Here is a 25,239-nt window from a genome sequence, read left to right as displayed (position 1 = left end):
ATAAAACCGGGATTCTACCATCTCTGCGGGGTGTCTGGCGCGGCGCGACCCGTCAGAGTGAGGGAACCGGGTCCACAATGACATCCAGGGGGAAGCGCCGTCCGCGGCGATAGTCATCGATGCACTGGAGAACCAGTGGGCTGCGCAGCTGGTCGTACTGGTCGGCCAGCTCGCCACGGGTAAGCCAATGGGCCGCGATAATGTCGTCATCCAGTTCTGTCGTTTCCTGTCGGACGGGGCGGGCCGAGAAACAGAACCGGTAGTAGGTGACGCCGTTGACCGGCGCCCGAAAGGTGTACAGCCCCAGAAAGTGCTCGGGCTCGACCGACCAGCCGGTTTCCTCGAGCGCCTCGCGGCGGGCAGCATCAAGGATGGTTTCGTTCTCCTCAATGTGGCCGGCCGGTTGGTTGAACACCACACGCCCCTGGCTCCGTTCCTCCACCATCAGGAACCGTTGATCGGATTCAACGATGACAGCGACGGTGGCGTGGGGTGTCCAGGTCATGAGCGTTTCCTTCGTCGGTTCCGGCGATTCCGCTGGTTCTGGTTGGGGGCGGACGCCGGCAGGTGTATGGTCTGTTGGCGACTGTCTCCGGGTTGGAGTCCGTCGAGCGTCCAGTCGCCGATACGATACCGGACCAGTCGGAGCGTGGGGAAGTCCACGGCGGCGGTCATCCGGCGGACCTGACGGTTGCGGCCCTCAGTCAGTGTCAGCTCGATCCAGCTGGTGGGAGTGTCGCGCCGGAAGCGCACGGGCGGTTGCCGAGCGGCGAGATCGGGTGGGTCAATACGCCGGGCCTGGGCCGGTCGAGTCAGGCCATCCTTGAGTTCGACGCCTGATTGGAGATGCTCCAGCGCCTCGTCGGTGATGGCACCCTCCACCTGCACCAGGTAGGTTTTGCTCATCTTCCGGGCGGGGGAGGCAATCCGCTGTTGCAACCGACCGTCATCGGTTAGGAGCAGCAATCCCTCCGAGTCGAAATCGAGGCGGCCCGCCGGATACACGCCGGACGCCCCGATATAGTGGGCCAGCGTCGGCCTGCCGCGTTGATCCGTAAACTGGCTGAGAACGCGAAACGGTTTGTAAAGCAGAATGAGTTGGGCCATACAGGACAGTGTCCGGAGCGAAAGCGCGAATAAGCGGCCATACTACAAAGGCGAAGGGCGCTTTTCTATCATGGAACAGGCGTCGCCTGACCGCGGTGGGTGGGCGGAGTCTGGAACGACAGGGAGACCAATATGGGGTATGAGAAGATCACAGTGCCGGCGGATGGCGACCGGATTACCGTCAACGCAGATCTTTCCCTGAATGTACCCAATCACCCGATTGTCCCTTATATCGAGGGTGATGGCATCGGCACGGATATCACACCGGTGATGAAAAATGTGGTGGATGCGGCGGTCCGGAAAGCCTACAGCTCCAAACGCTCTGTCACCTGGATGGAAGTCTACTGTGGCGAAAAGGCCACCCGGGTCTACGGTCCCAATACCTGGCTACCGGCCGAAACCCTGGAGGCGATGCGGGAATTCCCGGTCAGTATCAAGGGGCCGCTGACGACGCCCGTGGGGGAGGGGTTCCGGTCGTTGAACGTGTCGCTGCGTCAGGAGCTGGACCTGTACGCCTGCGTTCGCCCGGTCCGGTATTTCAAAGGGGTTCCGAGCCCGGTCAGTCACCCCGAGCTGACCGACATGGTCATTTTCCGGGAGAACTCCGAGGATATTTACGCCGGTATCGAGTGGCAGGCCGATTCCCCGGAAGCGAAGAAGCTGATCACCTTCCTCCGGGACGAGATGGGGGTGCGAAATATCCGCTTCCCGGAAGGCTGCGGTATTGGGGTGAAGCCCGTGTCGAAAGAGGGCACGCAGCGCCTGGTCCGCAAAGCGATCCAGTTTGCCATCGATAACGACAAACCGTCCGTCACGCTGGTCCACAAAGGCAATATCATGAAGTACACCGAGGGCGCGTTTAAGACCTGGGGGTACGAGCTGGCGGCGCAGCGCTATGGTGCGACACCACTGGACGGCGGCTCCTGGCACGTCATGACGAATCCGCAGACTGGTCGCGAGATCGTCATCAAGGACGTCATCGCGGATGCGTTCCTTCAGCAGATTCTCATGCGGCCTGATGACTACAGTGTCATCGCGACCCTCAACCTGAACGGTGACTACATTTCCGATGCGTTGGCCGCGGAAGTGGGCGGAATTGGCATTGCGCCCGGCGCGAATATGGGCGGCTCCGTCGCGAATTTTGAGGCGACCCATGGCACCGCGCCAAAATACGCGGGTCAGGACAAGGTCAACCCCGGTTCATTGATTCTGTCTGCGGAAATGATGCTGCGTCACCTGGGCTGGTTTGAGGCGGCGGACCTGGTGATCCGGGGGATGGAGGGTGCCATTGCCTCCAAGACCGTCACGTACGATTTTGAACGCCTGATGCCGGACGCAACACTGCTCAAGTGCTCCGAGTTCGGTGACGCCGTGATTGCCAATATGGAATGAGGCGTCGCGAACACGAAGCAGGGCACTGTCGGGGCACTCAGGGTGCCCCGCTGTCGAGATTGGTTTTCCGGGCCTGGACGCGTCAGACGGCTTTCAGGTGCGGTCGGTCGCTCGAGCGGGATCGTTTATCCAGCTTGTCCTGAGGGACGATATTGACCGCGTGAATGCCTTTATCACTTGGTTTCTTGTCGAACGTAACGGTTTGCCCAGCCTTGAGGGTTTTGTAACCTTCCATCTGGACTGCGGAAAAGTGTGCGAACAGGTCCTCGCTGCCACCATCCTCAATGATGAACCCGTAGCCCTTGGCGTTATTGAACCATTTGACTTTGCCTTGAGGCATCGTGCTCACTCCCTAGCGTCATTCGTGCGTGCTGGTCGTTATCGGGGCACCTCCGGGTGCCTTACCTGCCGGTCCGAGACCGATCATGAGCGGTCTCGGCCGGCGCCGTGTTTACATAATTTAACAATGTGAAATCTACTGTTGACCAATATTCGATCAGAGTCAATAGCAAAATGGCTGGTTGTGGCCGACGGCGGCACGTTATTATGAACTGCGTCAAACCAGAGGTTTTTTCACAGGTTTGCCGACCCGTATCGGAGGGCGATGGCTTGAAAACGGATCGGCGAACCGTCACGTATCACAGTAGGGAACCGGAGGGTTCCTGAACGGTCAAAAATCCGGTAACGAAACCATGCGGAAGATTTCCAATTCTCTACTAATATGGAATCAGGAGGATGATGATCAGGCGCCCGACCGTGAAGACGGTGTGACGACGGCGCCGGAGAAACCGGCGTTGAAGCGCCCGGCGCGCTTTCGGGTTGTCTTGCTGAACGACGATTACACCCCGATGGATTTCGTGGTGGAAGTTCTGATGACGTTCTTCGGCATGAATGAAGAAAAGGCGACTCAAGTGATGTTGCTCGTCCATACGCAGGGAAAGGCCGTATGTGGGGTATATACCCGCGACATCGCGGAGACCAAAGCGGCTCAGGTGAACCAGTACTCCTCGGAGTGCGAACACCCGCTGCTTTGTGAGATAGAACGTGCGGACTGATAGAGCCTGGGGTGGCCCATGTTAAGCAAAGATCTGGAAATGACGCTCAACACAGCGTTTCGGAACGCCCGTGAAAAGCGACATGAGTTCATGACAGTAGAGCACCTGTTATTGGCTCTGCTGGACAATGAGTCGGCGTTGGGTGTGCTCCGGGCCTGTGGTGCGGATCTCCAGAGACTTCAGGACGAGTTACTGGAGTTTGTGGACTCAACAACCCCTCTGATTCCCCAGAATGACAGCGAACGTGAAACCCAGCCGACATTGGGCTTCCAGCGCGTTCTGCAGCGCGCGGTGTTCCACGTGCAGTCCTCCGGTAAGAAAGAGGTGACCGGCGCGAACGTGCTGGTGGCCATCTTCAGCGAGCAGGAGAGTCAGGCGGTCTATGTACTGAAAAAGCAGAACATTGCCCGCATTGATGTGGTCAATTACGTCTCTCACGGCATCTCTCGGGTCCAGGGCCCTGAAGAACAGCAGGACAGTGGTGATCAGGCCCAGGAGGAAATGGGTGAAGACGGCGCATCCTCGAAGCCGCTTGAGAGCTACGCCTCCAACCTGAATGAACAGGCCCGCCTGGGCCGGATCGATCCGCTGATTGGGCGTGAGCACGAAGTCGAACGCACTGTTCAGACGCTGGTTCGTCGCCGCAAGAACAACCCGCTGCTCGTGGGCGAGGCTGGTGTCGGCAAGACGGCCATTGCCGAGGGTTTGGCAAAGCGGATTGTGGACGGGCAGGTGCCGGATGTGATTTCCGACGCGGTCGTCTATTCGCTGGACATGGGTGCGCTGCTGGCGGGCACCAAGTACCGAGGCGATTTCGAGAAGCGATTCAAGGGGTTGCTGGCGGAACTTAAGAAAGAGAATCACGCGATTCTCTTCATTGACGAGATTCACACCATCATCGGTGCTGGCTCGGCATCCGGTGGTGTCATGGACGCCTCGAACCTCCTCAAGCCGTTGCTGGGGTCTGGTGAGCTGCGCTGCATCGGCTCCACCACTTACTCGGAGTTCCGAGGCATCTTCGAGAAAGACAGTGCTCTGGCCCGTCGTTTCCAGAAGATTGATGTGAACGAGCCGAGTGTTGACGACACCTATCAGATTCTGAGGGGGCTGAAGTCACACTTCGAGAAGCACCACGATCTGAAGTACACCGACAAGGCACTGCGGGTCGCGTCGGAGTTGTCGGATCGTTACATCACCGACCGGCATCTGCCGGACAAGGCTATCGACGTCATCGATGAAGCGGGTGCCCGACAGCGCCTGATGCCGACGAGCAAGCGGCGTAAGGTGATCGGGGTGTCCTGCATCGAGGACGTGGTGGCCACCATCGCCCGGATTCCGCCGAAGAGCGTCTCCAGCAGCGACAAGGATCTGCTGCGTAATATGGAGCGCGACCTGAAGATGACGGTCTTCGGGCAGGACGAGGCAATCGAGTCACTGTCCACGGCCATCAAGCTGGCCCGTGCGGGGCTCAAGTCGCCGGACAAGCCGGAAGGGGCCTTCCTGTTCTCGGGCCCGACGGGTGTGGGCAAGACCGAGGTCACCCGCCAGCTTTCTAAGGTGCTGGGCATCGACCTGGTGCGATTCGACATGTCCGAGTACATGGAATCGCACACGGTTTCCCGGCTGATTGGTGCGCCTCCGGGCTACGTTGGCTTCGACCAGGGTGGCTTGTTGACCGAGGCGGTCAACAAGCAGCCGCACTGCGTTCTGCTGCTTGACGAGATCGAGAAGGCGCATCCGGAAGTCTTCAATCTACTGCTGCAGGTGATGGATCACGGGACGTTGACAGACAACAACGGTCGCAAGGCGGACTTCCGGCACGTGATTCTGGTGATGACGACCAACGCGGGCGCCGAGTCGATGGCGCGTCGCTCAATCGGCTTCACCGAGCAGGATCACAGCTCCGATGGCATGGAGATCATTTCCAAGACCTTCACGCCGGAGTTCCGGAATCGTCTCGACGGTATCATCCAGTTCCACGATCTGCAGCGTGACACCATCACGCATGTGGTGGACAAGTTCCTCACCGAACTGCAGGCGCAGCTCGACGAGAAGCGGGTGGTGCTGCATGTGGACGAGGACGCCAAGCAATGGCTGGCGGAGCAGGGTTACGACCCGACAATGGGCGCGCGTCCCATGTCCCGCCTGATCCAGGACAAGATCAAACGGCCGCTGGCCGAGCAGATCCTGTTCGGGCGCCTGTCCGAAAACGGCGGCGATGTGAAGGTCCACCTCGAAGACGATCACCTGACGTTTGAGTACGAGGATGAACCGGCCGAGGCGGTCTGAGCCGGCCCGCCGCGACCACAAGGCGCAAATGAAAAAGCCCCGTCGGCGAGAGCCAGGCGGGGCTTTTTTTATTCGTGCCGGTCGATCAGCGGGCGCGGTAAACGATGCGGCCCTTGTTCAGATCGTACGGCGTCAGCTCAACCTTGACCTTGTCGCCGGTCAGGATGCGGATGTAGTTCTTGCGCATCTTGCCCGAGATGTGGGCTGTCACAACGTGACCGTTGGTCAGCTCGACGCGGAACATGGTGTTGGGAAGGGTATCGACCACAACGCCTTCCATTTCGATGACATCAGACTTTGCCATTCAGTAATCACCTCAGAAACATTCGGTTGGTGAACGATGATCAGTTTCGGGCCATCGCCGGTGTTCCTTGGGCTGGCCCTCACTCATGAAATGCGGGCAATTCTGCCTGATTTGGGGGGTGAAAGCAAAAGCCACGGTGCTATCGTGTGATTAGCGGTGGGTAATCATCAGGTTCAGCCGTGGAAAGCACGGAAAAGTGACGAGTCGCAAGTAACAAGTGGCAAGTGCTTGTGACTCTCTTTGCGTCCGCAGGACGCCGTCCGTGCTTTCCGTGTTCTTCCGTGGCAAATGTCAGTCCTTATTGTGATTTGTGATCTGCCATCACCTGCCACTGCCCATTCAACAACGCCTCAAGCGGCCGGAAGCGGGTCTTGTAGTTCATCTTGCGGCAATCCCGGATCCAGTAGCCCAGGTAGACGTAGGACAGGTCGCGCCGGAGCGCCTCATCGACCTGCCAGAGAACCGCGAGCGTCCCCAGGCCCCGGTCGGCTTCGTCCGGGTCGAACAGTGTGTAGATGGCTGAGAGTCCGTCGTCCAGCACGTCCAGAACCGCCAGGCCAATCAATCGCTCCTCGGCCCACATCTCCAGGAAGTGACTCTGGTTGGCGCCTTCCACAAGAAACGATGTGAACTGCTCACGCGATGGTGGATACATGTCACCGTCGTAGTGGCGTTGCTCGATGTATCGCGCATAAAGCGTGTAGTACCGCTCCTGAAACCGCGGTGGCGCCAACGCAAAGCGGACGTCTGGATTGTCGCGCCAAACCCGGCGCTGGGATCGGTTGGGGCGGAATCGGGTCGCGTCGATACGGACCGGAATGCAGGCATTGCAGCCTTCACAGTGGGGGCGGTAATAATGCGAACCGGAGCGCCGGAAGCCCAGTGAGGTCAGTTGGCTGTAGAGGCGCTTGTCGACGGTCGCCCGCGGGTCAACAAACATGGTGGTTGCCTCGCGATCCGGCAGATAACTGCAGTCGTGAGCCGGCGTGGCGAAGAAGACCAGGGTTCTCAGGCTGCTCATCGCGGCGACCTCCGGGATGGTGGTCGTCACCATCTCCGCGTTGATACATGGGCCATCCCTTCCGGAAAAGGGAAGCTGGCATAACCTACCAGCGCCAGGTCAGGGACCAGTCCTCATGGCCGGGGGCCTGATCCACGTTCTCCCTCAGTATAGATAAAAAGCGGGCTCTGGGGATACAGCGTGCGCCCATTCTGAGCAGGTGACCGTTTTCCACTTGGCAGTCCAGGATGGCGTACTGCCACTGCGAAAGCTGGTTGGCCACATGGACGAACAGGGCCTTCGAGGCGTCGGTTTCGCGCGTGAACATGGACTCGCCGAAGAAACAGCGCCCCATGGCAACGCCATACAGACCGGCCACCAGTTGACCGTCAGTATTCCAGGCTTCGAACGAGTGAGCGCGACCGAGGCGATGAAGGTGCAGGTAGGCGTTGCGCATGTCTTTCGTGATCCACGTCCCTTCGGCACGCTCCTCGGCGCAGGCACGGATGACGTGGTCAAAGGCCCTATCGGCCGTCATGGACCAGGGGCGACGGTTCAGGGTGCGTCGTAGACGCCGAGAAATATGGACTTCATTCGGGAAAAGCACGCATCGGGGGTTTGGCGACCACCAGAGTACTGGCTGCTCTTCGCTGAACCAGGGAAATATACCCTGCCGGTACGCGTTCTCCAATCGCCTGGGAGAGAGGTCGCCCCCGATGGCCAGAAGGCCGTCCGGGTCGTTCAGCGCTTGTTCCGGAGGAGGGAACCAGTCGTTGCCGGGTTCCAGCCAGGGTAGTGTGGTCATGACGTCCGTCAGAGAGCTGATGTGATTGGCCGAAGGATAACACGACCACCCGCTGTCTCAGGAACGTCGGAAGAAGTGATTGGGTTCCGCGTCAGTCTGCAATCGATGGCCCCGGGGGCGCGGCGCTGAGTTCGTGTCCCGATACACATAGACCATGGGTCGGGGCACATGTGGGAGTCGGTGCTTCACCGACTCCTAGGACCTCAATTGTCTAGTGTGTCCAGGTACTTCTCCGCGTCCAGCGCTGCCATGCAGCCGAAGCCGGCGGAGGTGACGGCCTGACGGTACACGTGATCCGCCACATCACCAGCGGCGAATACACCCGGCACACTGGATTCAGTCGCCATACCATCGAGCCCGGAACGGATGCGGATGTAGCCGCCTTCCATGTCCAGCTGCCCCTTGAAGAGCTCGGTATTCGGCCGGTGCCCGATCGCAATGAAGACACCCGCCAGGTCGATGTCCTGGGTCTCACCGGATTTCGTGTGCTTGACGCGCATGCCGGTCACGCCCGTGGCATCACCCAGCACCTCGTCGAGCGTGTGATCCCAGAGAATCTCGATGTTGCCGTTTTCAACCTTCTCGAACAGCTTGTCCTGGAGGATTGCTTCGGCCCGCAGCTCGTCCCGGCGATGAACCAGCGTGACTTTGTCAGCAATGTTGGATAGATACAGCGCTTCCTCAACGGCTGTATTGCCACCGCCGATCACAGCGACCTTCTGTTTTTTGTAGAAGAAGCCGTCACAGGTGGCGCAGGCGGAGACGCCCTGTCCCATAAACGTCTCTTCGGATTCCAGCCCCAGGTACATTGCGGTGGCGCCAGTCGCGATAATCAGCGCATCGCACGTGTACTCGCCACTGTCCCCCTTGAGCCGGTAGGGGCGGCTGTTGAGGTCAGCCTCGTTGATGGTGTCGTACACGACGTTGGTCTCGAACCGCTCAGCGTGTTTGAGCATCCGTTGCATCAACTCCGGCCCCTGGACGCCGTCATTGTCACCGGGCCAGTTGTCCACGTCGGTGGTGGTGGTGAGCTGGCCGCCCACCTCGATGCCGGTGATCAGCGTGGGTTTGAGGTTGGCCCGCGCGGCATAGACCGCGGCGGTGTAACCGGCGGGGCCGGAGCCGAGAATAATCAGACGGGAATGTTGTGCGTTGCTCATGATGGCTCTCTTCGAAAAAGGCGGTCTTCGGAAACTGCCGCGGACGGTATCACGATCCGCGGGTTTCTTGAATTGGTTGGGGCAATGCCCAATATTGCCGGCTCCTATGCGCGCCGACGTTGGACGACCCCGGATGCTGGGAATATTGTGCCGTCCTGCTGAAATTCAACCTGGGAGCGTGCGCGGCACCGCTTTCTATCGCGCTTTTATCACGCAAACGCCTGGCGCATCAGCTCATCACCGGGACCTGGTCGAGCAGGGCGCGCGCCCGGTCCCGGCCCCGGCCGGACTCGCCGTTCTCGAGCCGGTGCTCGGCCACGGCAGGAAAAATGGCCTGCACGTCATCGGGAAGCACGTGGTGGCGACCTTCCATGAGCGCCCAGGCCCGCGCGGCCCGGATGATGCCCAGACCCGCCCGGGGCGAGAGTCCGTAGCGCACGCCGGGCATCTGACGGCTCTGTTCCAGCAGACGCTGGACGTAGTCGAGCAGAGCCCCGCTCGTGCTGACGCGTTCCACACCCTGCTGCAGCGTGGCCAGGTCATCGGGGCGCAGCAGTGGTTGCAGGTGCTGGGTCAGAGTGCGGCGGTCTTCGCCTTCCAGTAGGGCCCGCTCCGCGCGGGGGTCGGGGTAACCCAGCTCCACACGCATCAGAAACCGGTCAAGCTGGGATTCGGGCAACGGATAGGTGCCGCCCTGTTCCAGTGGGTTCTGAGTCGCAATGACAAAAAACGGTGAGGGAAGCGGGCGTGTTTCACCCTCAATCGACACCTGCCGCTCCTCCATGGCTTCCAGAAGGGCGCTCTGGGTGCGCGGAGAGGCCCGGTTGATCTCGTCGGCAAGCACCACCTGCGCGAAAATGGGGCCCGGGTGAAAGACCAGGTGGTCCGCTTCCCGGTCGAACATGGAGAAGCCCAGGACATCCGCAGGCAGCAGATCGCTGGTGAACTGGATGCGTTGATAACTCAGATCGGTGATCTGCGCCAGGGCATGGGACAGGGTCGTCTTGCCCATGCCCGGGATGTCCTCAATCAGCAGGTGCCCGCGGGCGAGCAGGCAGCACAGGGCCAGCCGAACCTGTTCGGACTTACCCAGGAGAATGGTGTTGAGTTGGTTGAGGGTGCCGTCGATCAGTTTCTTCATGGTGGGCGTCAGTCCCGTACCCGTTTCAGAAGGTCGTCGTACGCATCAATGCGCCGATCCCGGAAATACGGCCAGATGCGGCGAATGGACTCACTGTGGTGTCGGTCAATCGACGCGTGAAGCACCGTTTCATGGCGATCATCGGCCCGGGCCAGCATCTCTCCCTGTGGGCCGCAGATGAAGCTGTTGCCCCAGAAGTCGATGCCCGGGGTTCCAGTCTCGGGCGCGGGCTCATGGCCGACGCGGTTTGGAGCGATCACCGGGAGGTTGTTGGCAATGGCGTGCCCCCGTTGCACCGTTACCCAGGCATCAAGCTGGCGGGTCTGCTCGTCGCCATCGTCGGTCCGGTCCCAGCCAATCGCGGTGGGGTAGATGAGGATGTCCGCCCCGGCCAGGGCCATCAGCCGGGCGGCTTCGGGATACCACTGATCCCAGCAGACTAGCACGCCCAAGCGCCCGACGGCTGTGTCGATCGGACTGAACCCGGAAGGCATGTCGCGGGTACCAGCATCTCCCGGCGTGAAATAGAATTTCTCGTAGAACCCGGGGTCATCTGGGATGTGCATCTTGCGGTAGCGCCCGGCAAGCTGCCCGTCACTGTCCAGAACCACCGCCGTGTTGTGGTAGACGCCCGCCATGCGGCGCTCGAATACCGAGCCGACAATCACCACGCCCAGCTCGCGGGCCAGCTCGCCGAGCCGGTCGGTTGTGGGCCCCGGAATGGGCTCTGCCAGGTCGAACACCGCTACATCCTCGCTCTGGCAGAAATAGTGCGTGGCGTGCAGCTCCTGCAGAACGATCAGGCGGGCGCCGTCACCAGCCGCCTGTCGGATCAGCCGTTCGCTGATGGTCAGGCTCTCGGTTTTGTCCGGCGAGCAGGCCTGCTGGATTGCTGCGACGGGCAGAGTCTCCTGATTCGTCATACCGGTGCGTCTCCCGAGGGAATCTGCATGGTCAGACAGTGAAGGCTGCCGCCCTGTTCAATGAGGGACCGGCATGGAATCGGGATGACCTGCCGGTCCGGGAAAAGCTCCGTCAGCGTGGCCACAGCGGCATCATCCTGTGCAACGTCGTAGACCGGTGCGAGCACGGCGCCGTTGATGATCAGGAAGTTGGCATAGCTGGCCGGGAGACGGTTGCCGGCGGCGTCCCGGATAGGATCCGGCCACGGCAGGGGCACCAGTCGATAGGGCGTGCCGTCCCGCTGGGTAAACCGGCCCAGTTCGTTCTCCATGGCGTTGAGCGCACCGTAGTGCTCGTCGGTGGGGTCCTCACAGCGCATATAGGTAATGGTGTCCGCCGCGCAGAACCGGGCCAGGGTATCGATGTGGCAATCCGTATCGTCCCCGGCCAGGTAGCCGTGATCCAGCCATAGTACGCGGTCGGCGCCCAGTGTCTCGCTCAGAACCGCTTCGATGCCGCGGCGGTCATGGGAGGGGTTGCGTGTTGGCGTCAGCAGACACTGGCTGGTCGTCAGAAGCGTGCCGGCACCATCGGAGTCGATTGACCCGCCTTCCAGCACAAAATCGACGGTTTCAATCGGATGCCCATCGAATGCGTGCTGCCGCGCCAGGTGACCGGTGATCGCATTGTCCTTTTCCCAGTCATACTTGCCACCCCAGCCATTGAACTGAAAGTCCACAAGCACTGGTCCCTCTGATGTGAGGACGCCGATCGGGGCGTGGTCCCTTGCCCAGGTGTCGTTCGAAGGGGCCATCAGCCCCCGTACCCGACCGGGCAGGTCATGCGTCCGAGCGTATGCGTTGAGTGTCGATTCAAGCGACTCGGCGCGGATGACGTTTTCGCAACTGATCAGCACGTTCTGGAAGGCCAGCGTTTCCCGTGCAATCTGCTCGAAAACGGGCTCAACCTCGGCCAGCCGGTCCCGCCAGTCGGTGCCATGGTGGGGCCAGGTCAGTATCAGGGTGCTTTGGGGTGCCCATTCGGCAGGCACGCAACGGGAATCACTCACGAACAATCACTCAGTCTGCGCGTCAAAAACACCGCATTCTACCGTCTGGGGGTGATCCCGTCAGTCCGCATTCGTGTGACCCGCTTCCCTTATTGGCCTTTCGCCGGCTCGACGACCGTATGGATGACCCGGTTGCGTTCGAAATAGACCACAAAGTCCTCGTAGTGCCATTCCCGGATGGGGGGCTCGCCAACCGGGCCCACCATACGCCGTGGGGCGCCGAACCGCTGTTCGACCTGGGCCTGGCTCATGCCGTTACGCGGGACGTTGATGGCTTGCTGCCCGGTGGCCATGGGTTTGGCGCCGATGGGCATGCGGACCTCGTCAGCGGCCAGCGGGGAGGTGACCGCCATCAGGCCGCCCAGGCAGACACTGGCCAGGAGGCGGCGAACTCGTGGGCGTGCGTCGGCAATCGGTGATTGTTGTTGGCTCATGTACTTCGGTCCTTTCTGTCTCATGATTCCGTCGGCGTGTTCACTGATTCGCCTGATTATGGTTCAGGTCTGGGCGCTTTGCAGAGCCAGTCTCTGTTCCGGTTCCGGGAATCGCCTGTTCCGACTGTTGTTGCTGCCGCCGACGGATCTGCCACTGCATGACGTGCCGGGCAATCTGCTGGCGGGGCCCTTCGTCGAGACTGACGAACTCGCCATGAAGAATCCGCAGGCCGTTGGCGTCACGACTCTCCGATACGATATCGAGAATGCCGGAAGGGCGGAAGAGTGCGGGCGGTAGCGTCAGGCGCATTGCCACGCGGCGTCCGGGAACGAGCTCGGAGTCCTCACTCGGGAACGCCACGCCACCCTCGCTCAGCGTCACGGTCGCCCATTGTTCCGGTTGCAAGGGATTTTGCTCAAAGGTCATAATGCGCGCCAACGCGTCGACACGACTGTTGAGCGACTTGATCAGGGACGCGACGAGTCGGTCACGTTCGGCCAGGGTGGCAAGGTTGCCCCGGATGTCGTGATCCAGACGCTGTAATTCGTCCATCAACGCGGACAGGTGGCCGTCCCCGAACGGATCGGCGGGCAGTGTTTCGTCGCCCGTCAGCTTTTTGAGCTCCAGCCCCACCTGATCGGTTATCCGGTAGAACTGGCGTCGATCTTGTTCGCCTCGGGGTTCCATTTGGTCCTGTGCTCCGGTTTCAGGGCGATACGGATCGCCAGTATGGGAAGGCGCGCGCTATCCAGGCGGGCCTTCTCTTAAAAGTGTAACAGGTTCTCCCGACACTGCTGTCGAGGGGAATCGTGGCCCAGGGAAGTAACGAAACCACATGTTCAAGCCGCTCGCATTCTCCATCGGCCTTCGCTATACGGCCGCCAAACGGCGTAATCATTTCATCTCGTTCATTTCACTGACCTCCATGATCGGCCTGATGCTTGGCGTTGCGGTACTGATCATTGTGCTGTCGGTGATGAATGGCTTCGACCAAGAGCTGCGCAAGCGCATCCTCGGGATGGTGCCCCACGCGGTTATTCAGGGGGATGACGTCGTTGATGACTGGCGCCGGATTGACCGGTTGGCCACCGACCACTCCCGGGTGAAAGCCGCCGCGCCTTTCATTCAGGGGCAGGGAATGGTGACCGGCTCCGGGGATGTCCGGGGTGTGTCGCTCAATGGCATCCTGCCGGAGCAGGAGCGTCAGGTATCCATCATCGAGAACCACATGGAGGTGGGGACGTTGGACGATCTTCGTTCCGGTGAATTCGGCATCATCATCGGTCGGCTCATGGCCAGTGGGCTGGGCCTGGAAGTGGGGGACAAGGTCACGGTGGTGCTGCCCGAGGCATCGGTGACGCCGGCCGGGGTGCTTCCCCGGCTCAAACGCTTCACGGTCAAGGGCATCTTCAGCGTGGGCGCTCAGCTGGATGGCAACTACACGCTGGTCCACATGGACGATGCGGCCAAACTCATGCGCACCGGTGGTAAGGCCCATGGCGTGCGCCTGAAAGTGGACAACCTCTTCCAGGCGCCGTCCATTGCCGAAAACGTGGCGCGCAGTCTTGGCGGGCGGTACTTCATCTCCGACTGGACCCGTTCTCACGGGAATCTGTTCCAGGCCATCCGCATGGAAAAAACCATGATCGGACTGCTCTTGATGTTCATCGTCGCCGTCGCCGCCTTCAATATCGTCTCCACTCTGGTGATGGTGGTGACGGACAAGACGGCGGATATTGCGATCCTCCGCACCATGGGCGCGACGCCGGGACGGATCATGCGCATTTTCATGATCCAGGGGGCAGTGATTGGCGTCTTCGGGGTGATTGTCGGCACCCTGCTCGGCGTGGTGGGCGCGATCAATATCAGCGCCTTTATCAGCTGGCTTGAAGGGGTCATCGGGCACCAGTTCCTCAGTGCCGATGTGTACTTCATCAGTTACCTGCCGTCCCGCCTGATGTGGCAGGACGTGCTGATTGTCAGCGGTGCCGGCCTGGCCATGAGCCTGCTCGCCACATTGTATCCGGCCTGGCGGGCATCCCGTGTCGATCCGGCAGAGGCGCTGCGTTATGAATGATCAGGGAGCATCCGGCATGGTGATTGACTGCGAATCCATTGGACGAACCTATCGTGAAGGCCCCGGCAAACTCACGATCTTCTCTGATATTTCCCTGCGAGTAGCCGCCGGAGAAACCGTGTCCATCGTCGGCAGCAGCGGTGCGGGCAAGACCACGCTGCTGAATCTGCTCGGTGGTCTGGACCAGCCCACATCGGGCGATATTCGAATCTGTGGCGAGCGGATTCATCGCCTCAGTGAGGGGCAGCGGGCACTTTTCCGGAGCCGGAACCTGGGATTCGTGTACCAGTTCCACCATCTGTTGCCGGAGTTCACCGCGCTGGAGAACGTGATGATGCCCTGCGCGCTGGGCCAGCAAAGCCTGAAAGACGCCCGGGAGCGCGCCCGGTCCATACTGGAACAGGTCGGTCTGGGCGATCGGCTTGCTCATAAACCCGCCGAGTTGTCGGGTGGCGAGCGTCAGCGGGTCGCGATTGCCCGCGCGCTGGTCAATGATCCGCAGTGTGTCCTGATGGATGAGCCGACTGGCAATCTGGACGAGCAGACCGCCAACAGTGTGCAGGCGATGATTGAGTCACTTCGCGACCGTCTGGGGACGGCGTTCGTCGTTGTCACCCACGACACCGGTATGGCGCGTCGGCTGGGCCGGGTCATGCGACTGGAGCAGGGGCAGCTGCACGAGGACCACGAAGTCGCACCCTAGGAGGGAATCTGGCCGGACCGGGCTGCGCGCCGCTGCGCCTGGCGCTGGTGCCAGGCCGTCCGGACATGGCGCCGCCAGAGATACTGAAGGATCAGGTAACTGCTGCCCCCGGCAATCGCGCCGACCACGACCGATCCCAGATACAGTGGTACGCCGATGTCGACAATGCGCTCGGTAATCCAGCTCCAGGAGAGCTGGAACTCGAATTCCAGGGCAGGCTGGCCGAGTATCCAGGCACCGATCCGGTAGTTGAAATAGAACATTGGCGGCATTGTCAGCGGGTTGCTGATCCAGACGAGCACCAGAGAGAGCGGCAGATTGGCATTGATCCAGATGGCCATGAGAACCGCCCCGACCATCTGGAATGGAATCGGAATGCAGCACAGGAACAGGCCGATCAAGAATGCCCGGGAGACGGCGTGACGATTGATATGCCAGAGGTTTGGTTCATGGAGCACGTCCCCCAGAAACTGTAGGGACTGGATCTTTCGCACCCGGTCCGGGGTTGGCATGTTGCGTTTGATGAACCGTTTCGGCATAGCGTCTAGGGCCTGTCAGCACCGTGCCTTGGCACGGATGGATTGACTTCCGGGCTGGCACCAGTATGACGCCGGAGTCGTGACAAACAAAAGTAGGGCATGGATTGCCCGGGAGCCTGATGCGTACATGGATGGCCGCATTCTCAGGCGGCGCTATCTTACTCTATTGTGCTGGCGAGCGACCACCCTGGATCTTGCTGGGGGTGGTGATGCTGTGCGCCGTGCTTGTGTGGCTGCTCCGTCGGCCTGATTCGCCCGCGTTGCTGACCAGCCTGAAGGCCGTGATCGGACTGTGCCTTGGACTGGGTTGGGCGCTGATCCACGTCGATGGTGCGATGGAAGCGCGGCTGACCGAGCGCGACGCCGGGCTGTACGACGTGAGCGGTTACCGCTGCGGTCTGGTCGAGTCAGGTGCCTACCACAGCCGGCGTTTCCCGTTTTGCGTCACCCAATGGCATGGGGCGACGCCCGCCGTATTGCCGCAAACCATTCGTCTGGCGGCGTACGGTGAGGATGAGCCCGTGCCGCTTCCTCACCGCCTGCGTCTGACTGTCAAGCTTAAACCGCCTCACGGCTCGGTCAATCCAGCCGGCTTCCGTTACGAGCGCTGGCTATTCCGCCATGGTTTTCATGCGACCGGCACAGTCCGCTCGGTTGGGGTGTCGGCTTCCGTGCGCTGCGATCTGCGATGCCAGTATCACCGCTGGCGGGATGAACTGGCCCGGACTCTGGAAGCGCGCTATGGCGACCTGACCCATTTCCGGCTCATTGAAACGCTGGTGCTCGGAGAGCGTCGGCATCTGACTGACGCGGACTGGGAGCGTTTCCAGGCCACCGGAACCACTCATCTGGTGGCGATCTCTGGTCTGCACATCGGGCTGGTGGGTGGTCTGGCGATGATCCTGGTGCGGGGGATGCTTTGGCCGGTACCCATGACTCGGATGGGGAGTCGGCCCCGCCGGCTCAGCATGGTCCTTGCAGGGCTGCTCGCCAGCCTGGTCTACGCGCTGATGGCTGGCCTTTCTGTGCCCACTCAGCGGGCATTGATCATGGCGCTGGTGGGTGGCGCCGCCTGGGTGCTTGGCCATCGTTCGGGCGCCTGGACGGCCTGGCTGGTAGCAATGACTCTGGCGCTCCTGATTGACCCGGCAGCACCGCTCGACCCGGGATTCTGGCTGTCGTTCGGCGCGGTCGCCAGTCTTATACTGGTATTTCGCGGTCGCCTGGGACAACCCGGTCCGGTTCGGGGGCTGATGGTGGCGCAAGCGGGCATTTTCGGTGGCCTCTGGCCGGCACTGGCCGTACTCGGTGAGTCACCGGTGCTGGTCGGATGGCTGGCGAACCTGGTGGCAATTCCGCTGGTCTCCGTCCTCATCCTGCCTGTGACGCTGGGGGTGGTCGTAGTCGGTCTCCTGTGGCCGGGCGCGGCAATGTTTGCGACATGGTTGGTCGACCCGTTGCTGTCGGTCCTGATGTATTGGCTGTCCTGGCTGGCTGACTGGCCCGCGCCGGATCTGGCATGGCCGCTGTGGTTGGCGGCACCGCTGTCGATCGCGGGATTGTTACTTGCTGTGGTGCCGGTAAGCGCCGGGTATCGATGGGCCACTCTGGCGTGCCTCGGCGTGTTGGTGCTGTCGCAGGGGATGGCGTCCGGGAGCGTGCCGAATCGAACGGTTGTGGTGCCGGAGCTGTGGGTCTGGGATGTGGGCCAGGGACTGTCCGCGCTTTTCCGTGATGCTGACCAGGCGATTCTCTACGATACCGGGCCGTCATCGCCCTCCGGATACAACGCCGTTGAATCTTCGATTCTTCCCTCGCTGAGCCGGCTGGGCGTCCGGTCTCTGGATGCCGTGATTCTCAGTCATGGGGATGGGGACCATACGGGCGGGCTGGTCCCTTTATTGGAGGGAATGACTGTCGAACGTGTGCTTGCCGGTGAGCCGGGCCGGTTGAACCTCTCGGAACGTCGTGCCATGGAGGGCCGTCTTGGGCGCTGTGATGGTGCACGACTCATGGTTGGTCGTGCGGACCTGTCTGGCTGGCAGTCGTCGGGGGCGGACGCCGGGAATGCCTCGTCATGTGTGATCACGATCCATGTCGGCGGCGCTCGGGTCGTCCTGCCTGGCGATATACCAGCCAGGGTTGAGCACCAGTGGTTGCGTCGCCAGCCGGCTCGGCGCCCAACGCGGACGCTGCTGATTGCGGCGCATCATGGCAGTCAGACCTCGTCTTCAGAGGCGTGGGTCCACGGGTTGTCGCCAGAGGGCGTGGTCTTCAGTGCGGGGTATCGTCATCCCTACGGTCATCCGGCGGCGACGGTCGTGGACCGGTATGTGGCGCAAGGCAGTCGCCTGTTCAGTACGGCGCATCAGGGGGCTCTGCATTTCCGGTTCCACCCGGATGGCATACGGGTGACGACCGCGAGAATGGATTCGCCATTCTGGATCCGTCCGCCGCAACCGCTCCGTTCCAATGAGGGCAGGGTGTGGCGGGACAGGGTGCCTGTGCTAAAGTAGCGCGCGGCCCGTTCGGAATCAGGGAGATCATCTGTGTTAGAGCTTCTTCAAGCTGGTGGCATCATCATGGTGCCGATTGTCGCCTGCTCCATTCTCGCCCTGGCGATTATCTTCGAGCGCTTCTGGTCGCTGCGCCCGTCGCGAGTAGCGCCCGCCAGCACCACCGATGAGCTCTGGCGCTGGATCAAGAAAAAGGAACTCAATGGTCGCAAGCTTCGGGCGCTGCAATCGGCCTCTCCGCTGGGTCGTGTCCTGGCCGGTGGGCTGATGAACGCGAAGCACGGTCGCGACATCATGAAGGAAAGCATCGAGCATGAGGCCAGCCAGGTCATCCACGATCTGGAGCGGTTCCTCAATCCCCTGGGGACCATTGCGACCATCACGCCGCTACTCGGCCTGCTCGGTACGGTGATCGGCATGATCAAGGTGTTCGCCGAAATCCAGCTGGGCGGTGTTGGTAACGCCGAAAACCTGGCCGGTGGCATTTCCGAGGCGTTGGTAACAACCGCGGCGGGCCTGAGCGTGGCGATTCCTGCCCTGATCTGCCATCGCTACTTCATCCGGCGAGTGGATGAGCTGGTGGTGGGGATGGAACAGGAGGCCATCCGTCTGGTGGAAGTCGTCCACGGTGACCGCGATATCGACATCGAGGGAGCCTGACCCCCGTGAAGTTCAAACGCCAGCGCAGCCAGCAGGTCGGTGTGGACCTGACGCCGTTGATCGACGTCGTCTTCCTGCTCCTGATCTTCTTCATGGTGTCCACCACCTTCACGAAGGAAAGCCACCTGAAGGTGGACCTGCCTGAGGCAAAGGGGCAGGCGAGCCCGTCGGATGTGGATCAGATTGACGTGGTCGTGACCGGCGATGGCCAGTATCTGGTCAATGACCGGGCTCTGGTCAATAACCAGCGCCCGACGCTTCGCCGGGCGATCAGTGAACTGGCCTCCGGCGACCAGTCTCTGCCGTTCGTCATCACCGCCGACGCCCAGACGGCCCACGAGTACGTGGTTCGTGCGATGGACGTGGCTGGCGAACTGGGCTTCAGTAAACTGAGTATCACCACCGAGCGTCTCTCCGAGCAGGAGTGAGCGCGCACATCCGGATTGGCAGACGCATTCTATGACCGCAGTGTCCGAGCCCTCCAACTGGCAGACGTACAAGCGACTGCTGAGCTACGCCAAACCCTTCTGGCTGGCATTCAGTCTGGCCGTTATTGGCAACATGATCTACGCTGGCGCGTCAACCGCCATGGCGGCTGCCATGGAAGTGGTGATCGCCGCGATTGAGAATCCCTCGGACCGCAACCGCATCTTCCTGACCGCCCTGATTATTGGCGTTTTTGCGATGCGGGGGCTGGGGACCTTTCTGGGGCAGTATTTCATCCAGTATGTGGGGCGTCAGATCATTCACGCCCTCCGGACGCAGGTATTCGACCAGCTGCTGGTGCTGCCGTCGCGCTTTTACGATGACCACTCGTCCGGTCATCTCGTGTCCAAGATGACATTCAACGTGGAGCAGGTCGCCGACGCCACCACCAATGCCGTGACCATCCTGCTGCGTGAAGGGCTGACTATCGTTGGCCTGCTGTCTTTCATGTTCTACACCAACTGGAAGCTGACGCTGATCTTCATCGGCCTGGCGCCGCTGATCGGGCTGGTGGTGAGCTTTGCCAGCAAGCGCTTCCGGAAGATCAGCCTGCGTATCCAGAACTCCATGGGCGATATCACGCACGTCGCCTCGGAGGCGATTTCCGGGTATCGCGTGGTACGGATCTTTGGCGGCGAGCGCTATGAGCGGGATCGGTTCTACGACGTCAGTCAACGCAATCTGAAACAGAGCCTGAAAATGGCCTCCACCAAGGCGATCAGTGTGCCGATCGTGCAACTGCTGGTGGCGGTCTCCATTGCCGCACTGGTGTGGCTGATGCTTGCGCCGGAGATCCGCAATGGTATGACCACCGGGGAGCTGGTGGCGTTCATTACGGCGGCGTCAACGATGGCCAAGCCCGTCCGGCAGGTGACGTCCATTCACGATCAGATCCAGAAAGGTGTGGCGGCCGCTTACGATGTGTTCCAGACCGTTGACGAAGTACCGGAGCCGGACGGCGGCGATTACGCACCGGGTCGGGTCGAGGGTCAGATCGCGCTCAATCACGTGTGCTTCCGGTATCGCGACCAGCTTGACGATGTGTTGCATGACATCAACGTCACCATCCCGGCGGGTCAGAGCGTCGCGCTGGTCGGACGTTCCGGTAGTGGCAAGTCGACGCTGGTCAGTCTGCTGCCGCGGTTTTACGAATACACCGGTGGCGAGATCACGCTCGATGATGTGCCGATTCGCGACTACACCCTGAGAGCGCTTCGGGATCAGATCGCACTGGTCACCCAGAACGTGGTGCTGTTCAACGACACCATTGCCGCGAATATTGCCTACGGAACGCTCAGTCAGAATGACCCGGACGCGATCCGGGATGCGGCCGCCAAGGCCCATGCCCTGGAGTTCATTGACCGGATGCCGGAGGGCATGGACACGCTGATTGGTGACAACGGCGTGATGCTGTCAGGCGGTCAGCGCCAGCGGCTGGCCATTGCCCGGGCGTTGCTCAAGGACGCACCCATCCTGATTCTGGATGAGGCCACCTCGGCGCTGGATACCGAATCCGAACGCCACATTCAGGAAGCACTCAACGTGGTGATGGAAGGCCGGACGACGCTGGTGATTGCGCACCGGCTGTCCACCATCGAAAAAGCGGACCGGATTCTGGTCATGGACGGCGGGCGTATCGTGGAATCCGGCCGTCACAGCGAGCTCCTTGAGGCGGGCGGTGTGTATACACAGCTCCACCAGACCGGGTTCGGCGAGCCGGCATGAGCCAGCGTCTCGACCGGCTCTGGTACGGCAGCAACCGTCCCCTCTGGTGGTTGTGGCCCCTGGCCTGGTTGTTCCGGTGGGTTGCCCGTCGGCGTTACCGGGCCTACCGCACCGGTCACCGAGGCGAAGAGGCGGGTCTGCCGGTTATCGTGGTCGGCAACATTACAGTGGGTGGCACCGGTAAGTCCCCGTTGGTCCTGACGCTGGTAACCTGGCTGGCCGAGCAGGGTTGGCGCCCGGTGATCCTCAGTCGGGGGTATGGCGGTGATCCGGAAACGCTCCCGCTGGTGGTGACGCCGCAGACACCGGTGGATGAGAGCGGGGACGAGCCGGCGATGCTGGCGCTGACCTCCGGTTGCCCCGTAGTGGTCGATCCCCGGCGGGTCAGGGCGGCGCGATACGCGCGGGAGCACGATCTGGGAGACATCCTGGTCTGCGATGATGGCCTGCAGCACTATGCCCTGCATCGGGATCTGGAAATTGCTGTTCTGGATGCGGCCCGGGGGCTGGGGAATGGCGCGCCGATTCCCGTCGGCCCCTTGCGTGAAGAGCCCGCCCGGCTCGACTCGGTGGATCTGGTGGTGACCAATGGCGGGACGCTACCGTCGCTTGGCGGCGCCCACGAGATGACGCTGGCACCGAGTCGGCTGGTACACGTGTCGAGCGGTGACGAGCGCGGGCCGGGCTGGCTGGCGGGGCAGTCGGTCTCCGCCGTGGCGGGCATCGGCAACCCGTCGCGTTTTTTTGAGACGCTGCGAGAGCTGGGCGCCCGGGTCAACGAACGGCCGTTCCCGGACCATCACCCGTTTTCCGCTTCTGACCTGACACCCGCCCCGGGTGAGACGCTTGTGATGACGGCCAAGGATGCGGTGAAATGCCGTGAACGGACGGCGGACGCCTGGTATCTGGCCGTTGACGCCCGGTTGCCGAAGGCTTTCTGGCGGCAGCTGCAGCAACAACTGTCGGAGCGGGGGATTCGGCCGTCGGCTCCGACCAGAGAGGATCATGATGGATAAGAAACTGATTGCCTTACTGGCGTGCCCCGTCTGCAAGGGCGACCTGGTGTTGACCGAGGCCCGGGATGAACTGATCTGCCGGGCGGATGGGATGGCCTTTCCGATCCGTGACGGCATTCCTGTGATGATCGCGGATGAGGCCCGGACGCTGACGACAGACGAGCGCCTGGAAAAGCGGCGCTGATGAACCAGGCACTGCCTGACGGAGGGAGAACCGATATGTCCTTTACGGTCGTCATTCCGGCCCGCTACGCCTCCACGCGCCTGCCTGGTAAGCCCCTTCTGGACCTGGACGGCTGGCCGATGATTCGCCACGTCCATGCCAGGGCCTGTGAAAGCGGCGCATCGCGGGTCATCGTTGCAACCGACGATGAGCGTATTGCCGACATCTGCGGCGATTTTGGCGCCGAGGTGGCCATGACCGATTCCGATCACGCTTCCGGCACAGACCGACTTGAAGAGGTTGCGCGCCGCTGCGGACTGGCTGCTGAGGAACGGGTGGTCAATGTTCAGGGTGACGAGCCGTTGATTCCGCCCGCGCTGATCAACCAGGTCGCCCAGTCGCTCCAGCGTTTCCCGGACGCGGCCATTGCCACCCTGTGCGAGCGACTCCATGACGTGGAGTCGGTCCTGAACCCCAACATCGTCAAGGTCGTCCGGGATCGCGAGGGTTACGCGCTTTACTTCAGTCGCGCCCCGATTCCCTGGGCCCGTGATCAATGGGCGGACGGCACGCCCGCCTCACTGCCGCCAGCCACGCCTTACTTCCGTCATATCGGTATTTATGGCTATCGCGCCCGGGTGCTGCACGACTTTGTGAACTGGCCGCCGTCCCTGCTGGAGCAGGTCGAGTCTCTGGAGCAGTTGCGGGCCATGGAGAACGGCGCCCGGATTCATGTGGACGAGGCATTGGAAGTGCCGCCTGGCGGCGTGGATACCGAGGCGGACCTGGAACGGGTCCGTGCCGTGTTTCAGAATCGGAAGCAGGAGAAGTAGGCATATGACAGCTCCCGTTCGTGTACTGTTTGTGTGCCTCGGCAATATCTGCCGGTCCCCCACCGCCCATGGTGTGTTCCGCCAGCGAGTGGCGGACGCCGGTCTGGCGGACCGGGTGGACATCGAGTCCTGCGGAACGGGCGGTTTTCACGTCGGCGAGGCGCCCGACGCCCGCGCCACCCAGGCCGCACTTGGGAGGGGCTACGACCTGTCGGACCTGCGTGCCCGGCAACTCCGTCCGGACGACCTCCTCGCCTTCGACTACGTCCTGACGATGGATCACCAGAACCAGTCCGTAGTGGCGCGAATGGCCGACGGGCAGCCGAACGCGACCGAGCCCCGACTGTTTCTCTCCTATGCCCGTGGACGTCGAGAAGAGGAGGTTCCCGACCCCTATTATGGCGGCCGGGACGGTTTTGGTTACGTGCTCGACCTCGTGGAGGACGCCTGTGACGGCCTGCTCGACGACATCCGGGAGCATCGTTTGTGACGCACCCCGACTGGCCGCCACGCGAGAATGTGGACCTGACCGAACGGACCACGCTCGGCCTGCCGGCGCGGGCCGAATGGTTCGTGCGGGTGAGCCATCGTGAGGCACTGATCCGGGCACTGGAGTGGGCCGCTCAGCATGATCTCGAAACGCTGGTTCTTGGTGGAGGCAGTAATGTAGTGCTGGATACGTTCCAGCCCGGTCTGGTCATCGAGATGGCGATCATGGGGCGGCGCTGGTCGGATGTCTCGGAAGACCGGGCGGTGCTGGAACTGGGGGCTGGCGAGAACTGGCATGCCAGTGTGTTGTACTCCGTCTCAGCGGGCTACCGGGGTCTGGAAAACCTGGCGCTGATTCCCGGGACGGTTGGGGCGGCGCCGATCCAGAACATTGGTGCCTACGGCGTTGAACTCAGTGATGTGCTCGTGTCCGTCTCGGTGCTGGATCGTCATAGCGGTCAGGTCCGTGTGCTGGGTCCGGACGAGTGTGCATTCGCCTACCGCGACAGCGTTTTCAAGCGAGAACCTGGTCGGTATGTGGTGCTGGATGTGCGGTTGGCGCTGTCCCGCTCAAGGCCTGTGAACCTGTCCTATCGTGAGCTGGCGGACTGGTTGGATGGCCGCCAACCGGAGACCCTGCGTGCGGCCGATGTCGCCGAAGCGGTCAGTCAGATCCGTCGTCGCAAGCTCCCGGACCCGGCTCTTCTGCCCAACGCCGGCAGTTTCTTCAAAAACCCCGTGATTTCCCGTGACACGTTTGAACGCCTCAGCGCCGAGCATCCCGACATGCCCGCCCACGAGGTCGAGGACGGCATTAAGGTGGCGGCTGGCTGGCTGATTGACCAAAGCGGCTGGAAGGGGCACCGCGAGGCGCATGTCGGCGTTCACAGCCGTCAGGCGCTGGTGCTGGTGCATCACGGTCAGGGCAACGCGCGGGAACTGCTCGACCTGGCCGCACGCATCCGGGACGATGTGTTCAGCCGGTATGGCATCGAGCTGGAGATTGAACCGCGGATCTATCCGATGGCATTGCGGGACGGGTGGTGAGTTGGTTTGGCAGCCGAAGCGTTTTAAAGTCGGAAAGTTTGAAAGTCTAAATTACTACAACGGGGCGTAGTAACGGTGGAGAACCCCACCCACATCCACGTACCAAATACCAAGCGCTACAACCGCCGTCTTCTTGCTGGCGTTAGCGATGTTTTCAAGCGTGGCGAAGTGCGCGGGTCCAGATCGCCATGGGGTAATACTTCCTGATGCGACCATTCAGTATTTCGGAACTAAGCTGAGTGTTACCAGTTAGCCTGCGAACGACCATGAGAAACCGCTTTGACAAATTTTCAAGATTCAGTTTCGCAAACGAACAATCTGCATA

Annotated in this window: 27 protein-coding genes; 14 read left to right on the top strand and 13 right to left on the bottom strand. The window is 61.6% G+C overall.

Going from position 1 to position 25,239, the window contains the following annotated elements:
* Positions 1–52: 52 nt before the first annotated feature.
* Entirely contained in the window at positions 53–505 is a 453-nt protein-coding gene (locus tag C8D92_RS11280; RefSeq protein WP_095610180.1) for an NUDIX hydrolase, read from the bottom strand.
* Positions 502–1,107 (bottom strand): pseudouridine synthase, encoded by a 606-nt coding sequence (locus C8D92_RS11275; protein WP_116919421.1) that lies wholly within the window; start codon positions 1,105–1,107, stop codon positions 502–504. Before C8D92_RS11275 ends, C8D92_RS11280 begins: the two co-directional genes overlap by 4 nt.
* 132 nt (positions 1,108–1,239) lie before the next feature.
* Between C8D92_RS11275 and icd the strand changes: the two genes are divergently transcribed.
* On the top strand, positions 1,240–2,499 hold the full coding sequence (icd, locus tag C8D92_RS11270; RefSeq protein WP_116919420.1) for an NADP-dependent isocitrate dehydrogenase: 1,260 nt from the start codon (positions 1,240–1,242) through the stop codon (positions 2,497–2,499).
* 82 nt (positions 2,500–2,581) lie between these two features.
* Here icd and C8D92_RS11265 read toward each other — a convergent pair whose 3' ends face one another.
* Positions 2,582–2,839 (bottom strand): cold shock domain-containing protein, encoded by a 258-nt coding sequence (locus C8D92_RS11265; RefSeq protein WP_095610177.1) that lies wholly within the window; start codon positions 2,837–2,839, stop codon positions 2,582–2,584.
* 352 nt (positions 2,840–3,191) lie between these two features.
* On the opposite strand from C8D92_RS11265, the gene clpS reads away from it, so the two are divergent.
* On the top strand, positions 3,192–3,554 hold the full coding sequence (gene clpS, locus C8D92_RS11260; protein WP_095610176.1) for an ATP-dependent Clp protease adapter ClpS: 363 nt from the start codon (positions 3,192–3,194) through the stop codon (positions 3,552–3,554).
* Between the two features lie 18 nt (positions 3,555–3,572).
* Complete coding sequence (clpA, locus tag C8D92_RS11255) at positions 3,573–5,843, top strand: ATP-dependent Clp protease ATP-binding subunit ClpA (RefSeq protein WP_095610175.1); 2,271 nt, start codon at positions 3,573–3,575, stop codon at positions 5,841–5,843.
* Positions 5,844–5,928: 85 nt separating this feature from the next.
* On the opposite strand, the gene infA is transcribed toward clpA, so the two are convergent.
* The 9 genes from infA to C8D92_RS11210 all read right to left on the bottom strand — a co-directional run bounded on the left by infA (position 5,929) and on the right by C8D92_RS11210 (position 13,347).
* Positions 5,929–6,147 (bottom strand): translation initiation factor IF-1, encoded by a 219-nt coding sequence (infA, locus tag C8D92_RS11250; protein WP_095610174.1) that lies wholly within the window; start codon positions 6,145–6,147, stop codon positions 5,929–5,931.
* Positions 6,148–6,445: 298 nt separating this feature from the next.
* Positions 6,446–7,168: an arginyltransferase gene (locus C8D92_RS11245; RefSeq protein WP_095610231.1), complete on the bottom strand. Its 723-nt coding sequence runs from the start codon at positions 7,166–7,168 to the stop codon at positions 6,446–6,448.
* An 85-nt stretch (positions 7,169–7,253) separates the two neighbouring features.
* Entirely contained in the window at positions 7,254–7,952 is a 699-nt protein-coding gene (gene aat, locus C8D92_RS11240) for a leucyl/phenylalanyl-tRNA--protein transferase (RefSeq protein WP_116919419.1), read from the bottom strand.
* Between the two features lie 203 nt (positions 7,953–8,155).
* On the bottom strand, positions 8,156–9,112 hold the full coding sequence (trxB, locus tag C8D92_RS11235) for a thioredoxin-disulfide reductase (RefSeq protein ID WP_095611692.1): 957 nt from the start codon (positions 9,110–9,112) through the stop codon (positions 8,156–8,158).
* Between the two features lie 229 nt (positions 9,113–9,341).
* On the bottom strand, positions 9,342–10,253 hold the full coding sequence (locus tag C8D92_RS11230; RefSeq protein ID WP_116919418.1) for an AAA family ATPase: 912 nt from the start codon (positions 10,251–10,253) through the stop codon (positions 9,342–9,344).
* 8 nt (positions 10,254–10,261) lie between these two features.
* Complete coding sequence (locus tag C8D92_RS11225) at positions 10,262–11,176, bottom strand: carbon-nitrogen hydrolase (RefSeq protein WP_116919417.1); 915 nt, start codon at positions 11,174–11,176, stop codon at positions 10,262–10,264.
* Positions 11,173–12,225, bottom strand: a complete 1,053-nt coding sequence (locus C8D92_RS11220) for an agmatine deiminase family protein (protein ID WP_243402434.1) — start codon at positions 12,223–12,225, stop codon at positions 11,173–11,175. The genes C8D92_RS11225 and C8D92_RS11220 overlap by 4 nt, the downstream gene beginning before the upstream one ends.
* Positions 12,226–12,314: 89 nt before the next feature.
* Positions 12,315–12,659 (bottom strand): hypothetical protein, encoded by a 345-nt coding sequence (locus tag C8D92_RS11215; protein WP_243402433.1) that lies wholly within the window; start codon positions 12,657–12,659, stop codon positions 12,315–12,317.
* Positions 12,660–12,699: 40 nt separating this feature from the next.
* Entirely contained in the window at positions 12,700–13,347 is a 648-nt protein-coding gene (locus C8D92_RS11210) for a PilZ domain-containing protein (RefSeq protein ID WP_116919416.1), read from the bottom strand.
* 148 nt (positions 13,348–13,495) lie between these two features.
* Here C8D92_RS11210 and C8D92_RS11205 point away from each other — a divergent pair, with 148 nt between their 5' ends.
* Positions 13,496–14,737: a lipoprotein-releasing ABC transporter permease subunit gene (locus C8D92_RS11205; RefSeq protein ID WP_116919415.1), complete on the top strand. Its 1,242-nt coding sequence runs from the start codon at positions 13,496–13,498 to the stop codon at positions 14,735–14,737.
* Complete coding sequence (gene lolD, locus C8D92_RS11200; protein WP_116919414.1) at positions 14,730–15,440, top strand: lipoprotein-releasing ABC transporter ATP-binding protein LolD; 711 nt, start codon at positions 14,730–14,732, stop codon at positions 15,438–15,440. Before C8D92_RS11205 ends, lolD begins: the two co-directional genes overlap by 8 nt.
* Here lolD and C8D92_RS11195 read toward each other — a convergent pair.
* Positions 15,437–15,979, bottom strand: coding sequence for a DUF2062 domain-containing protein (locus C8D92_RS11195; protein ID WP_095611697.1), 543 nt, complete (start codon positions 15,977–15,979; stop codon positions 15,437–15,439). The genes lolD and C8D92_RS11195 overlap by 4 nt on opposite strands.
* Before the next feature lie 119 nt (positions 15,980–16,098).
* On the opposite strand from C8D92_RS11195, the gene C8D92_RS11190 reads away from it, so the two are divergent.
* Genes C8D92_RS11190 through murB form a run of 9 tightly spaced genes read left to right on the top strand, consistent with a single transcriptional unit; the run spans position 16,099 to position 24,914 of the window.
* The gene (locus tag C8D92_RS11190) at positions 16,099–18,495 is read left to right on the top strand and encodes a DNA internalization-related competence protein ComEC/Rec2 (protein WP_116919413.1); all 2,397 of its coding nucleotides are present in this window, start codon (positions 16,099–16,101) and stop codon (positions 18,493–18,495) included.
* Positions 18,496–18,528: 33 nt separating this feature from the next.
* Complete coding sequence (locus C8D92_RS11185; RefSeq protein WP_095611699.1) at positions 18,529–19,155, top strand: MotA/TolQ/ExbB proton channel family protein; 627 nt, start codon at positions 18,529–18,531, stop codon at positions 19,153–19,155.
* 5 nt (positions 19,156–19,160) lie between these two features.
* Entirely contained in the window at positions 19,161–19,583 is a 423-nt protein-coding gene (locus C8D92_RS11180) for an ExbD/TolR family protein (RefSeq protein WP_095611700.1), read from the top strand.
* A gap of 31 nt (positions 19,584–19,614) precedes the next feature.
* Positions 19,615–21,366, top strand: a complete 1,752-nt coding sequence (gene msbA / locus C8D92_RS11175; protein ID WP_116919412.1) for a lipid A export permease/ATP-binding protein MsbA — start codon at positions 19,615–19,617, stop codon at positions 21,364–21,366.
* Positions 21,363–22,382, top strand: coding sequence for a tetraacyldisaccharide 4'-kinase (gene lpxK, locus C8D92_RS11170; protein WP_116919411.1), 1,020 nt, complete (start codon positions 21,363–21,365; stop codon positions 22,380–22,382). The genes msbA and lpxK overlap by 4 nt, the downstream gene beginning before the upstream one ends.
* Complete coding sequence (locus C8D92_RS11165) at positions 22,375–22,566, top strand: Trm112 family protein (RefSeq protein ID WP_095611726.1); 192 nt, start codon at positions 22,375–22,377, stop codon at positions 22,564–22,566. The genes lpxK and C8D92_RS11165 overlap by 8 nt, the downstream gene beginning before the upstream one ends.
* A gap of 35 nt (positions 22,567–22,601) precedes the next feature.
* On the top strand, positions 22,602–23,378 hold the full coding sequence (gene kdsB / locus C8D92_RS11160) for a 3-deoxy-manno-octulosonate cytidylyltransferase (RefSeq protein WP_116919410.1): 777 nt from the start codon (positions 22,602–22,604) through the stop codon (positions 23,376–23,378).
* A gap of 4 nt (positions 23,379–23,382) precedes the next feature.
* On the top strand, positions 23,383–23,868 hold the full coding sequence (locus tag C8D92_RS11155) for a low molecular weight protein-tyrosine-phosphatase (protein WP_095611703.1): 486 nt from the start codon (positions 23,383–23,385) through the stop codon (positions 23,866–23,868).
* Positions 23,865–24,914 (top strand): UDP-N-acetylmuramate dehydrogenase, encoded by a 1,050-nt coding sequence (gene murB, locus C8D92_RS11150; protein ID WP_116919409.1) that lies wholly within the window; start codon positions 23,865–23,867, stop codon positions 24,912–24,914. The genes C8D92_RS11155 and murB overlap by 4 nt, the downstream gene beginning before the upstream one ends.
* The last annotated feature ends 325 nt before the right edge of the window (positions 24,915–25,239 follow it).

Origin of the sequence: Tamilnaduibacter salinus, from assembly GCF_003096655.1 — a bacterium.
GTDB lineage: Bacteria > Pseudomonadota > Gammaproteobacteria > Pseudomonadales > Oleiphilaceae > Tamilnaduibacter > Tamilnaduibacter salinus.
This window is presented reverse-complemented; position numbering and strand designations above follow the sequence as displayed.